Source organism: [Clostridium] symbiosum ATCC 14940, from assembly GCF_000466485.1.
GTDB lineage: Bacteria > Bacillota > Clostridia > Lachnospirales > Lachnospiraceae > Otoolea > Otoolea symbiosa.
The window spans coordinates 1-13,908 of sequence record NZ_KE992990.1; the positions used below are offsets into that span (position 1 = coordinate 1).

11 protein-coding genes are annotated in these 13,908 nt (G+C 47.8%); all 11 read right to left on the reverse strand.

The window, feature by feature from the left end; genetic code table 11:
• Positions 1-61: 61 nt before the first annotated feature.
• On the reverse strand, positions 62-1,093 hold the full coding sequence (locus CLOSYM_RS16885; protein ID WP_021643044.1) for a glycoside hydrolase family 5 protein: 1,032 nt from the start codon (positions 1,091-1,093) through the stop codon (positions 62-64).
• Positions 1,090-2,319, reverse strand: a complete 1,230-nt coding sequence (locus tag CLOSYM_RS16890) for an alginate O-acetyltransferase AlgX-related protein (RefSeq protein ID WP_003511180.1) — start codon at positions 2,317-2,319, stop codon at positions 1,090-1,092. Before CLOSYM_RS16890 ends, CLOSYM_RS16885 begins: the two co-directional genes overlap by 4 nt.
• 17 nt (positions 2,320-2,336) lie before the next feature.
• Entirely contained in the window at positions 2,337-3,761 is a 1,425-nt protein-coding gene (locus CLOSYM_RS16895) for an MBOAT family O-acyltransferase (RefSeq protein ID WP_003511178.1), read from the reverse strand.
• Positions 3,762-3,776: 15 nt separating this feature from the next.
• Positions 3,777-6,059 (reverse strand): glycosyltransferase family 2 protein, encoded by a 2,283-nt coding sequence (locus CLOSYM_RS16900; RefSeq protein ID WP_021643046.1) that lies wholly within the window; start codon positions 6,057-6,059, stop codon positions 3,777-3,779.
• A gap of 12 nt (positions 6,060-6,071) precedes the next feature.
• Positions 6,072-7,697 (reverse strand): CotH kinase family protein, encoded by a 1,626-nt coding sequence (locus tag CLOSYM_RS16905; protein WP_003504595.1) that lies wholly within the window; start codon positions 7,695-7,697, stop codon positions 6,072-6,074.
• Between the two features lie 54 nt (positions 7,698-7,751).
• Positions 7,752-8,426, reverse strand: coding sequence for a DUF4956 domain-containing protein (locus CLOSYM_RS16910; protein WP_003504597.1), 675 nt, complete (start codon positions 8,424-8,426; stop codon positions 7,752-7,754).
• On the reverse strand, positions 8,423-9,130 hold the full coding sequence (locus CLOSYM_RS16915; RefSeq protein WP_021643047.1) for a polyphosphate polymerase domain-containing protein: 708 nt from the start codon (positions 9,128-9,130) through the stop codon (positions 8,423-8,425). The genes CLOSYM_RS16910 and CLOSYM_RS16915 overlap by 4 nt, the downstream gene beginning before the upstream one ends.
• 235 nt (positions 9,131-9,365) lie before the next feature.
• Entirely contained in the window at positions 9,366-10,859 is a 1,494-nt protein-coding gene (locus tag CLOSYM_RS16920) for an ATP-binding cassette domain-containing protein (RefSeq protein ID WP_021643048.1), read from the reverse strand.
• Entirely contained in the window at positions 10,856-11,905 is a 1,050-nt protein-coding gene (locus CLOSYM_RS16925; RefSeq protein WP_003504606.1) for a sensor histidine kinase, read from the reverse strand. Before CLOSYM_RS16925 ends, CLOSYM_RS16920 begins: the two co-directional genes overlap by 4 nt.
• 38 nt (positions 11,906-11,943) lie before the next feature.
• Entirely contained in the window at positions 11,944-13,533 is a 1,590-nt protein-coding gene (locus CLOSYM_RS16930; RefSeq protein WP_003504608.1) for a response regulator transcription factor, read from the reverse strand.
• A gap of 123 nt (positions 13,534-13,656) precedes the next feature.
• Positions 13,657-13,908 (reverse strand): PfkB family carbohydrate kinase (locus CLOSYM_RS16935; RefSeq protein WP_021643049.1); only part of this gene is annotated, 252 nt, incomplete at its 5' end.

Consider the following 13,908-nt stretch of genomic DNA (forward strand, 5'->3'; position numbering starts at 1 on the left):
CTTTTGGGCTGTCCTCTACTTTCTTTCACACTAAACCTCCGTGAACACTCATATCAATGGCTCATTTAAAATTTGAGAATATCAGCCTGCCAAAATCCGTCAGGTCATTGGACGTCCATCCGCTGTATTTATCACAGCTGCTTCGGATCATGCTGTGCGCTTCCTCTTTATTGCCAAGCGCCCAGGCGGTCCAGCTGATCCGGTGTTCTTTCATATAATCAATGAATGGCTTTGCATTCTCCTGATATGTTACTGCTTCATTATCGTACTCCCCGCTCTTTAGGACGGCTTCTTCCTCCGCCGATGTCCCCCATTCACTGACAAAGACGGGAATCCCCTGTGCCACAACCGATTCAAGCAGCACATTTTCACAAGGTTTTTCCTCCGTAACATCAATATAGCGGTGCATCGTGTACATGATATTATCATATTTCAAAGGCTGCTTTGACGGTCCGGTAAAATCGGTACAGTAATTGGGCGTTCCCACCAGTATCACTGCTTCCGGAGCATTGGCTCTGATTACAGGAATGATCTGCTCCGCATATTCGACAATATCATCCCAGTCCGTATCCCCATTCGGCTCATTGCAAATCTCGTAAAGAATTGCAGGATTGCCGCTGTAGTGGCTGCTTATCTCAGCGAAAAATTCCTTTGCCTCTTCTGCATATTCATTCGGATCACTGTCCTTTAGAATATGCCAGTCCACTATCACATACATATCCGCCGCCAGGGCGCTCTCTATTCCCATATATAAATAATTAAGGCTCTGAACAGGCGCTTCAATGTATGCATTCTCCGGTTCCGTGTACACGGCAATTCTCTGCACATTCGCTCCATACTCCGCCAATGTCTTCATCGCGCTGCCGTTTAAATACCGGGGATACCATGTTATTCCATGGCTGCTGGTTCCGCGCAGGACCATGGGACTGCCCTGCTCATCCGTCAGAACCGGGCCATTTACGTGAAGAGCGCCGTGGGCGCTGACTCCCGCCCCCGCAGTTTTTTCCTCCGTATCATCTGAAAAGCCGCAGCCGGCCAGTCCCGCAATGGCGGCTATACTGCCAAGAAACAATATGCGTCTTAAATATCTCATGGTTTATTCTCCATTCCAAAAGGAAATGCCTGCCCGCTCAGATTTTCGGGATAAAGAGCCAGCAGCACATAATCGTAATGATTTTCTTCCAGAAACTTTGATAGCTTTTCCTCATCCGTCTGAAGCGTCCATAACATATCAACCTGTGAAAAAGACTGGGCCAGAAAAGCTCCGACCGGCGTTGCGTAGGAATCTCTGAGCAGAAGAATCTTCGGTCCGGAATCCATTTCGAGATTTCGGATTGAGACGTATTCATCCACTCCATTGTGAAGATAGACACGCTCTGCCTTTCCATTATAGACATTCTCAAGCCCTGGGCCATTCTCCTCCAAATCTAAAAGCGCATCCTTAAAGCTTCCCTGATACGTTTTATATTCCCCTGTCATTCCCCGTTTCAGAGAATACTCACCAGGTGTTTTTGGATAAATCACCGTATAATCCTCGGTTCCTCCGGCATAAATCAGCCCCGTCTCCCGCCCCTGGGAACCCAGCATATACCCCGGAAGCGTTACCTGTTCATATTGAGCAAGATCCTTAAGCTTACCGTCCGGATCCAGGGAAACTCCGAACGACTGCTCCATCCACTGAAGAATATTTTTGTATCCTTCAAAAGCTGCCCTGGGTGTCCAGTGGTGATCCGTTCGGAAAAATGCCTCCTGCTGCGTAAGCCCGTTTGTCTCACAAAGAGTTTCCAAATCCAGGAGGGGAACCTTATAATACCGGAGCCATGCCGCGAAATCTCCCGCCACCTCCGTATAATCATTGTAAGGCAATCCATAATAGCCTTCCTTTTCTTCCGGCACTTTCATCGGGAAAATCACGGCGCCCATCTTTGTCCCGCGGGCGCTCAGTTCATCCTGCAGCCTCCGGGTTCTGACAGCCAGTTCCTTCTGATCATCCCCAAAGCCGTTCCAGAAATTCGCTCCGTAGAGCATCCCGTCTTTTCCTTTCAAATTGGTAAAAGCGTTTTCTTCCTTCTTTCCCATAAGCACCTGAAGAGCGCCGTAACCTTCAATCAGAGGATAGCGAAAAAGCAGCTCTTCGCTCATCTCCTCCTCTATCCCCCTTACCGCCTGTTTGGGATTGTGCCATCCCTCCCTGTTTTCTTTGATCTCTTCCAGCAGTACAGGGCCATGAAAGAATATGTTAAATCCTGAAAATAAGAACAGGGATATTATAAACAGCACAGAAAAAATATGTTTTCCTTTTTTTACGTCTTCTTCCATACCTCTCCTTTCTTAAATCAGAAATTAAAGTAAATAAAAGGATTGTATCCGCTCTTGGATATATAAAGCACAGCTGCCGCAAATACGGTCATCATCCCGGCCGGATACACCACCCATGCCAGTTTCGGATACCGTTTGAACAGGCGTGTGCCTGCCGTCTTTGCAGCAGGCGTGCACAGTAGGATTCCAATTCCCCACTGCCATGCATATTCCTTCAGAAACATCCAGGTATACGGACTGAAAAATCCGTTTTGGTTCATCCAGAACATATTTCCCATATACTCCTTAAGCTGGTAAAAGCTTTCACACCTAAACAGCACCCAGCCGAGATTAACCGCCAGAAGGACGTACAGATGTCTCCAGGCCGTTTTTCCCTCTCTTTTCTCGAACTCGAACAGGCGCTCCAATACCAGGAATGCAAAATTGAGCAGTCCCCAAAACAGAAAATTCCACGCTGCCCCATGCCACATGCCCGTTAAAATCCATACAATCAGCATGTTGTGGATCAGCCTGCTCTTGCTGTCCACCCGTGAACCTCCCAGCGGTATATAGACGTATTCCCTGAACCAGGCGCCCAGTGAAATATGCCACCGTCTCCAGAATTCCCCTATGGAGCGGGAAATGTAAGGATAGGAAAAGTTCTCTTCGAAACGGAAGCCGAACATTCTGCCAAGGCCGATTGCCATATCCGAATAGGCGGAAAAGTCAAAAAAGATTTGAAGCGTATAGGCAAAAGATCCCAGCCATGCGAGAGTCACAGGGACTGCCATGAACCTGTGCCCCGCATTAGTCATCGAGAATATGTTATCTGCTATCACCGCAAAGGAGTTTGCCAGAATCAGCTTTTTCGCCAGCCCCTGTACAAAGCGCACACATCCTGAAGAAAATAAATCCCATGTGTGGGTCCGGTGATGTATCTGCTGCTCCACCGTGCAGTACCGGACAATCGGCCCTGCGACAAGCTGCGGAAAAAATGAGATATACAAAGTCACATTCAGCAAATTTTTCTGAACCGGAGCGGTACGGCGGTAAACATCAATCACATAGCTGAGCGCCTGAAACGTAAAAAACGAAATTCCAATCGGAAGTGCAAGCGGCAACGTAAGCCCGGTTCCAAATCCCAGGATATCATCCAAAACAGATATCACAAAGTTCCAATATTTAAACAGAAACAAGATTCCCAGATTGCCTGCGCACCCAATCACCAGCCATATTCTGTCTGCATTTCTCCATTTGGAAAGCGCCAGGGCAACCGCCCAGTTAAAAACGCAGGATCCGATTAAAAGCAGGATATAATAAGGCTCTCCCCATCCATAAAAGAACAGGCTGGCCGCCAGGAGAAAGATATTTCTTAGCCTGATACTGAACCTGCATACCGTATAGTACAAAAGCAGCACGATTGGCAGGAAATAAAATAAAAATGCAATACTGGAGAAAACCAAAATTGTTTACCTCTTTCAACTAACTTTATTTTCTTTTGCTTCCGACAGGGCAAATAACTGTTCAAACGCATCGCAAAAAAGCAGTTCTTTCCAGTTATCCAGATAATACAGTCCGGCCTTTTGGCCTGTCTTTACACATTTCATTACTGTTTCCGTACCCGGAATCCGAAGCTCCATCTTATCCGGAAGCTCTCCCGAAGCTTCAACCAGGAGATATTCATAATTGCAGTTAAGCACCCGGATGCTTTTCCCGTCCGCAGTCTCCATCGTCCGGTTCAGTTCAATCCTCGGAAGCTGGCGTTTTGAATTTTTTGTGTGTGCGGAACGTCTCTGGACATTCAGGAATATATCATCAATCATGCTCACCGACGGACTCATCGTCTTTGCCAGACTGTGATCGCGGTCATACAGAATCTGGAAGTATTCGTCCTTATCCGTTCCATCCATGCCGGTAATTTGGATTCCGTACTTCCATTTATCCCCCTTCTTCTGCACATGGACGCATTTTGCATCCAGTTTGGCTTTATATCGATCCGTTTTGATTTTTATGCTCATCTGCTCTTCCCCATGGGGCATGTAGATGGATTTATCACACAGCACCGCAAGTCCTGTCTCGGAAAAATCGCAGGTCAGTCCGTAATATTGTTTTCCCTGATATGAAATCTCGACCGGAACCTCGGCATAAAAGCGGTCCGTAGTCCGCAGATTACGGCGCCCGGACATGAAAAACAGTGCCATAATCAGATGCTGGGCGTTTAGAACAAGCCAATAGATAATAACGGCCGCCCCGTAGTTTTGTGTCCGCAGCGCGCCGGCCACTGCCATAACCAGCGCCACCGCGTCAAATACCAGCAGAATCATCTGCGGAATTGCCAGCATGATATCTGACCTTCTGACGATATCGCGCCTCTTGCTGGTGACATTGAATTTTTTTTGCCGGATGAACAGAGTTTCCAGCAGAACCGGGATTATCATATAGGGAAAAATAACCGTATCCACAGTATTGCTCCACCGCTTATTCCTGATTGCTCCTGATGTCACCTTCAGCGCCTGGTTATACAGGACATAGGAGGGCAGCCAGATAAAAATCAATTCTTTCAGACTGCAGATAACGACCGGAATGCCAAACAATATGAATAATATAGGTGAAACAATATAAATAAACCTTCTGAAAAAGGTCCACCAGTACATCCAGCATGCCAGATAGCTGATTTTGGCATTCAGTTTTATATGGGGATTAAACAGCAGATTCGTGCGGCGCAGTGAGGTAATACATCCGCGGCCCCAGCGCACGCGCTGCTTAATCAGATTATCAATATCGGTGGGCGCCAGTCCGTGGGCCAATGTCTTGTCTACCGCATAACAGCTGTATCCCTTTGCCTGTATCTTAATTCCTGTCTCGAAGTCTTCCGTAATTGTCCCGGTTGCGATGCCGCCCACCGCTTCCAGGGCCTCCCTGGATATCAGTGTATTGGAGCCTGCATAAATAGGGGCGTTCGCATTGTTCCGTCCCACATTGATCTCGCGGAAGAAGAAGTCCTGTTCATTGGGGATTCTCGATTCGCTGAAGAAATTGTACTGGAACATATCGGGATTATAAAAGCTCTGGGGAGTCTGTATAAAACCGATCTTGTACTTTTCATTCTTCTCCTCCTCTGTACGTTCCTCCCAGGAACCGTCTTTCTTTTTTTTCATACGGGGAAGGAAAATATAGGGGACTGTCTCCATTAAAAAATTGTGGGTCGGTATCATATCCGAGTCAAATGTGACAATCCAGGGCGATGTAGTTTTGCCAATGGCGTGGTTTAGATTGCCGGCCTTTGCCTCTTTATTGTCCGCCAGGCCGAAATATCCCACCCGCATTTTTTTCGACAGCTCCGCCATTTCGGGGCGGTTTCCGTCGTCGCAAATATAAATATGCACCTTACTTTTGTCCGGATAATCCATATGGCGGCAGCCGTTCACTGTTTTATAAAGAAGCTCCGTCTCCTCATTATGCGTTGCAATCAAAATATCCACATCGGGATACCAGCCGAAAGGCACAACCGGCATATCCGGTTCTGATTTTTTTCCCAGTCTGGCAAAATGCTCGGTACCCTCCAGCATGGAAATCGTCTCTGAGACTGCCAGGCAGATACCGCAGATTGTGGCAAGCCATCCATAAACATTGTGATCCGGAATTGTGAAGAAAAGACGCCAGCCTATATAGACAGCCATGCTGATAAGGGCTATCACAATCCATACTTTTTCTTTTGTTCCCTTCTTCTCCTGCTTTGCTATCTTAATCTTTTTTCCCATCTTTACCACCTTCTATCGAAGACCTTCCCTTGCTCTCTGGACCAGAATAATTGACACAAAAAATGCGATGATGAATAATATGCCTAAACCGCTGTTCCGCCTTTTCTGCCCATCCCATGGTACGTAAATATCATACAAATGCTGATCCAGATACGATGCGTGCAGGGCGGCAAAATCGATGATTCGTTGAACCTCCCCCTGTGCATTGCCACAGTCCCTTTGTACCAATAGCCCTGTACTTTTTTCAACTACCTCATCCAAAGAAGAAGCTTCATATTCCGTCCCCCATCTTACAGAATCTCTTTCTATCGCGTTTCCCAGAAATTTCAGCCCTTCCGTTGCCTTTTCCTTAACGTTTTCGTCCGACAAAATGCCTTTTCGCAGCTCTTTGTACCGGTCGCAAAGCTTATTTACAAACACAGGATCCTGAATCATACATTCAAACCATGGCCTTTGCTTCATCACTATATAATTATAATCGGTTAAGGTATGCGAACCGTTATCCAGGGCTCCGTCAAAATCCCAAACCGGTCCCATCTTTATTTTCCCGCCTATATCCTTATAAAAATAGGTAGAATGCAGCCCTGCATCGTAACTGGTCAGATACTCGTTGATTATAAAATAATCACAAAAGGATTCCATATCAATCATCTGCCTATATTGAATAAATTCCATCCAGTCATCGGAATACAGAGCTTTTTCCAGTTCTGTTATTTCATCCGAAATTTTCTGTATCGACTGCCCTGTTATTTTATCTTTATTCGGATAAACCAGGCTCAGTACCGCATCATTATCCCATTCCAATTCCCAGTCCTGTCTTTTGTCCGGGAAGTTATCCAAGTAGGAAGGAATTGATAAAGCAGAAGCGTCATACCGATCGCGTTTCAAAAGATAGGGCACCGCAGCATTCCCCGGAGAATAACGGCTGAGTTCCACCCTTCCTGTACCACGCTCTATCGGTTCCATCATCATATACAAACCGTCATAGCGGTATGTGCCGCCTTTTTTTATGATAACCTCGCAATATCTCAAATCGGGCGTATAGGGCTGCATTTCCCCCATCAAATTCATAGCCAGATAGGTTCTTAAGTAAGAGCGATCCGTCTGGGTCCCGTTTAAAATCCAGTCATCCGAAGCTTCCATACCCAAAAGCGGCTGGCCGGATTTTTCCCCTTCTTCATCAAGCAGCTTGATTCGGTACTGATGCTTTGGAAGCAATGCGGAGTGATTGCCTCTTACTTTTATTTTTCCAGACGATGTGATTGCAGGCTGTTCTCCAATACGGTTAACTGAATTCTGATTGTCTATAACTGAAATTTGTATCTTCGTATAAACATCAACGCCCTCCGGATATAACATGGCATCTGTTTCTTTATCATAATATTTATAATTCACAATCTCCTCTCCACCCGTATCGATGATAACAAGGGGCAGGTGTGAGGTGAAGCTTTCGTCCACCATATAATCCTCAGGAATTGTATCACTGCCCAGCGTCGGATCCGCGCCTGCTGCCAGCTCATGATGCCAAATCCGGTCTTCCTTTTTATCGACCTCCTGGTATTTCCAGAAACCGAACACAGCACAAACCGATATCCCGAACAGAATTATGGCAGTCGCCGCTTTCCATTTTGCGCCCATTTTAAATCACTCTTTCTTTTTCCCTGTCTTTTTTCATCCGGCTCATCCTTTGCCTTATGACGAAATCTCATCATTCTGCCCCACAAGATTCACTTCCGTCACCTTTTCCAGTTCCAGAAGCTTCCGGCTCAGCTTTTCATTCTGCCAGACCTGCACCTGCTTCTCCGACAGTTCATAGATATATTCCACCATGTCCCTTCCCTGGTTCTTAACACAGAGGCGGGCCTTTCCTTTTAACGGTTCCTGAATGGAGGTCTCAACTTCTTCCGATAATCCCCCAAGGCCGCGGACAATGAGCAGATATCTCGTATTGGCGCGCACTCCGCCGATTGCCAGCATAAGCAGGAATATGGTAACGCTTCCGATGGATGCCGTAACAAAATCAGAAATTCCGCAGCAGATTCCCACTGCGATACACCAGAAAATATAGGCTGCATCCCTGGCATCTTTAATCGCCGTACGGAACCTCACAATCGACAAAGCGCCGACCATGCCAAGTGACAGCGCCACATTATTGCCGATTACACACATTACCATCGTTGTGACAATGGTAAGCATCCAAAGCGATACATTAAAGCGGCCGTTATAAACTGCTCCCGAGTGTGAAAAACGGTATGACAAAAATATAATAAAACCTATCACCAGAGCGCTGAAAAAATTAATCAGAAGCTCCTGCACACTCAGGCTGCCCGCATGGTTTGTTATGTAATATAAAAGATCCTCATTCATGACATAGTTCCTCCTAATCCAAAATATCTCGATGCCGTATATTTGCTGCTTGCCGTCTCCGTCAGCTCGAAAGATGAAAGCGCCGTTCTGATATAATCAAGCAGGAAATGATTATATTTCACTTCCAGTGTAATCCGTCCCGGTTCCGTGACCGGGTAATATGACACGGAATCCTGAAACAGGTTAAACTGCCCTTCCTGCGCCGATACGCCGCTGTCCAATGTAATCCTGATATCATTGGTCGGAACCGTAAATGCCAGCCTGCTGTACTTGACAATGCATTTGGGCCGGTAGACCTCCTCCGTCATCATCGCGTAAAACTGCTTTGGAAGATCCCCGTCATAGTCCAGCAGACACCGGTAATCTCCCCTTATCAGCTTTTCTGCATCCGTCTTTGAAAGGAGCAGACTCTGCTTTCTCTGTTTGGAGCCTTGCTTCCGCTTCCATTCCAGCTTTACGATACCGTCGTCCCCATAGCTCCTCAGGCGGATTTTCTTTCTGAATTCTAATCCGCTGCCCTTTTCCATATAGTCCCTATTGTACAATGAATCAAAATATAATGATTTAACAATATATGGTTTGGCATTTTCACAGTTTCCATCGAGCGGAAGCAAATATGACAGCCTGGCCGTTATCTGGCCTGCCGTGAGAGGGGAAACCGTGTACTTTTTTTCCGTACGCAGAACATCCAGGAATTCCGACATTGACTAAACCTTCCTTTCAATAAATTAATTATGTCAAATTACTATACCAAATTGTAACGTTGATGTAAAGTTCCCGTAAATTATTATTTCAATTGTTACTATAAATTGGGATATTTGTTTCTGAACCGGTGGAGGGCATGAATTCTCAAACCTATAATAGAAAAAAGGCGGCAAAGAATATTTTGCCGCCTGTACCAATCACTTATTTACTTGAAAAAATTATGGTGGATTTGTGTTATTCCTCTTCCTTTTCCTGGTACAGATAGAGCCAAGGCGCTTCCACCTGAAGGTTCCCGAACTCGTTTCTGCCGTACTCTTCCCTCTTTCTTCCTTTTCCCACCCGGAGCAGCCGGTCGGCGAGAGCCAGGGAATCGGCAAGGTTAACCGCCAGTATCACCACGGCTATCCCTTTATCCAGAAACCGTTCCAGAAGTTCCCAAACATGGATGCGGATTGAGACCTCCGCTCTTTTAAACGGCTGTACGCAGAAAACGACTTTAGGATTCTGCACAAGAATTCTCATATAGATCAGATCATACTTTTGTTTGTGTGACAGCTCCTCCACTCTCAGGTCAAAGACTTCTTCACCGAGGAGTTCCGCATATTCCTGCCGCAGGCTTTTTTTAATCTTATTCGTGAGCCATACGTCATGAAAGCGGTGGTCGAGTGTAAAGCAGAGGTTATCCAGATAGCTTAAATTGGAGAACAGCATTGTCTGCACCGGCACCTCCTGGATTATGGCAATTCTGCGGTCCGGTTTCTGCCTGAACTCCACATCTCCTATCCTGATATGTCCCTGCTCCGCCTTTTTTTCCCCTGACAGCACCATCAGCAGATCCGGAAGGAAACGGTTATCTAAATCCTGAAGGACAAGACATTCCCCCGGCGCTACACTAAAGCTCAAATGCTTCACCTCTCCGAAGCATAAATCCTCAGCCAGAAAAGCTGTCTCCTGTTTCAGCGGTTTCCCCGCTTTTTTGGCAATCTGTTCGCTGACGCGTCTGTCAAAACCCTCGGACCAGCGGTACATATAAGTGTCGGGCACATGCTCCGATAAAACAAAGTATTTGATTATCTGTCCATCCTTCATCACCGCCGTACGGTCGCATATCTGCTTTACCTCTTCATAGTGAGGCGCAATATAAAGAAACGCCATTCCCTTGTCTGCATAATGACGGAGAATCCGGTGAAGCTTCTGCAGCTCCATATCACTGAGAAAGGAGCTGATATCATCCAGGACAACAAGGTAATTTCCTGCCACAACCGCCTTTAAAAGCTCCACGACAAAACGCTCAAAGGGGGACAGCTCCTCAATGCAGGCATCGGCGTCAATGTCCATCTCTATATCCTCCAGAAACGGCAGAAGCTGCTGCCGGAGGATTTTCGGCTGCATCAGGCGTTTCCGGAAGCCGGGGCGCAGCACAAAAATATTGTCGGCCACCGTCAGCCCCTCCGCCAGACAGCTTTTGTTCTGAATTACGCTGATCCGGTTCATCGAAGAGTCGGAATACCGCCAGTGGTTAACCTGCTTTTCATGGTAATAAACGTACCCGTAATGAAGCGGCAGATTCTGTCTGAGAAGTTTGATAAGAGCGGAGATTCCATGACGGTTCACAGGCATCAGTCCCATAATCTCACCGGCCCAGATAGACATGCTGAAATTCTCCAGCTGTGTTACTCCCTGTTCCCGGTAAGTGACACGCTCCATTCTCAATGTTTCTTCTCTCATTTTAATGCCTCTTTATTTTTGATGTCCCTGTCGCTTGTAATTGCGGGAAGAGAAATTTCCACATCCGTACCTATTCCGGGCATGGAAAATACATGGAGTCCGTATTCTTCGCCAAACAGAAGATGGATTCTGTTATTAACATTTACAAGGGCAATCCCTCCCTTGGTTTCCGTATTCTGTGAGGCAAAGGCCCTGCCGCTCTTCTCCAGCCTCTCATTCATCCTGGCCAGCGATGCCTCGTCCATTCCGACCCCGTCATCTGAGATGCGGATCAGCAGCCGCTTGCCGCTGCGCTCCAGCCGGATGGTGAGGTGCCCGCTTCCGATTTTACACTCCGTACCGTGGATAATACTGTTTTCCAGGATTGGCTGCATCGTAAGCTTAGGTAGGCGGCAGCAGTATATCTCGTCTCTGTCGTCGGGATCGCACTCTATCGAAAGGCTCAGGCGTGTTCCGAACCGGTACTGCTGGATTCTGAAATATGTTTCACAGTTCTGGATTTCTTCCTCCACCGACACCAGATTTTCGACCTTGCTGATTGTATAACGGAAAAATGTGGCAAGGGCCTCGGTCATCTCCGCCACACTGCCCAGTCCTGCAATCAGCGCTTCACTCCTGATACTCTCAAGCGTGTTATAAAGAAAATGGGGGTTAATCTGATTTTGCAGCGCCAGGTACTGTGCCTGCCGTTTGTTCAGCTTCAGCAGCTCAGAAGAATCCATCATATCATTCATACGCTCAAGCAGGCGGTATCCGGCCGGGGTAGGGGTCACGTCATACAGATCCGAAATTTCCATCGTCGTATAGCCGTCCGTAAACAGCCGCATCATTTTCTCAAACCGCAGATACGGCTTCACCACAAAGTAAAAAGAGGCTCCGATTATCCCGAGAAAGGCCGTAAGTCCCAGGAAAAACGGCCAAAGACTGCCCTCCTCGAAGATAATCATCTTCAGGCAGAAAAGAAGTAAAAACAGAATCAGCAGCGCAGCCGCTGCAGACAGCAAAAAAACTCTGTGTGACAGATACTCTGTGTTCTTCCTATCCAAATTCTGTTCCCTCCTCTGTCTGATTTACTGCAGTCCGGCTATCCGTACAGCTTTCTGTACTCCGCAGGGTTTAAACCGGCCGTTTTGTGGAATGTATGGGTAAAATGCTTGCGGTCGCTGTACCCTACTCTCTCACAAACTTCCGCGACCGGAAGATTTGTCTCCCTCAGCAGCCGTTTTGCCTCATCCATCCTGACGCGTGTCAGATATTTAGCAAATCCTTCCCCTGTCTCTTTTTTGAAGAGAACGCTGAAATAACTGACGCTGAAACCGGCCGCCTCGCAGACGTCTTCCAGGGTAATCGGCTCATGAAAATGCTGCATTACGTATTGTTTTGCCAGTCTGACGGGACGGCCCGCCTCGCTTTTTCTCAGCTCCCCGGTCTCACGCAGCAAAAGCTCCTGAAGCTCCTGAAGCTGTGCGAACAGTTCCTCCACCCGGCAGCACTGGCGGCAGCGGTATTCAAAATCCTGTTTCATTCCTTCCACGTTTCCGACGGCACATCTGGCGATAAAAAGGTGGCCCGCCGCAAGCGCCAGCTCATAAATCTCCCTGCCGCAGATCCCGTGGGTTTCAATGGCCGATTGCCTGAGCATCATGCAGGCTGAGGCTGCCTCCTCCAGACTGAAGGTTTCAATGGCATGTTCCGTCGCCTTTACATATTTATCCAGAAGATTCTGCTTCTCTATTCCCGAACCTACGGGAGTGGCCTCCAGAAGCCGCCCCGGTCCCTCCACAAGGCGTTCCAGCACCGCGCCTCTGGCTTCCTCAAGCGAAGTAACCAGACGGCCGCATTCTCTCACCGCCGTTCCCAGAGAAAGTGTAAATTCTACAGGCCCGTACAGGTTCTTTTTGGCGTCCAGCAGGTTCAGGCATTCTCTCAGGTGCCTTCTCACTTCTCCCCTTTTCGACGATTCATAATTTAAAATGCCGTAGCCCGTATAATCCTGAAAGTAAAGATGGTATTCGGGGCAAACCTCCGACAGCCCGTTTTCAAATATCTCCCTCGCCTTCTCCCGCAAAAGCTCATAGGGAGAGCCGCCGACCTTCCTCACATCACAGTCTATTTTCAGCAGAAAAACCTGATAGGCGTCTCCCTGTATCTGAAAATGGTATGTATCGTGAAGGATTTCCTCCGTCAATTCCGGGGGATTGGGCGACAACAGGTCTTTTACAAGGCTGCTGCGGAGGCGTCTCAGATCCTTCTGGCTGTTCTGATGGCGCTGCGCCATCCCTTCCTCTTTATCAAACCGGGCCTCACAGCGCTCCTTCATCTTCCGGAGCGTATCCATCAGCTCTTCTTTTTTAATCGGTTTCAGTAAATAATTGCCTACACCAAACTGGATCGCGCTCTGTGCATATTCAAAATGAGCATAACCGCTGATAATCACAACTTCAAGCTGCGGTCTCAGTTCCTTGGCCCGCCGGATTAATTCAAGGCCGTCGCATCCCGGCATCCTGATATCCGTGATCAGAATATCAGGCTCCAGAGCCTCCACCAGCTGAAGAGCCTCCAGGCCGTTTTCCGCAGTGCCTGCCACCTCCATTCCCAGTGAGTCCCAATCGGCCAGGGCCTGAACAAGCCGGCAGATCAGCTTCTCATCGTCCGCTATAATTACTCTTATCATACTTGGCCCCTCCCCATATATGTTCCTGCTGCCATACGCATACGGCTGGCTTCGCGGGCGTGTACCTGGCGCAGATAGATGGTGCTATATCACAGGAATTTACACAGCGCTGCACTGGTACGCCTATGCATTACCGGTGCAAAGATGCATAAGAACCGCCTCCTCAGACGGGATACTGGGAATTCCTCCCGTCACCTGGGTTGAAAGACTGGCCGCGGTGGATGCAAACGCCGCAATAGCCGCCAGCTCTTCCACCGTCAGGCAGTCAGGCTCTTTCCCAGTTTTCAGAAGACGCGCCACGGCGCTTCCTCCAAAAATATCGCCTGCACCGGTTGTATCGATCGGTTTCACAGGCGGGCATACTGCCCGCGCCCC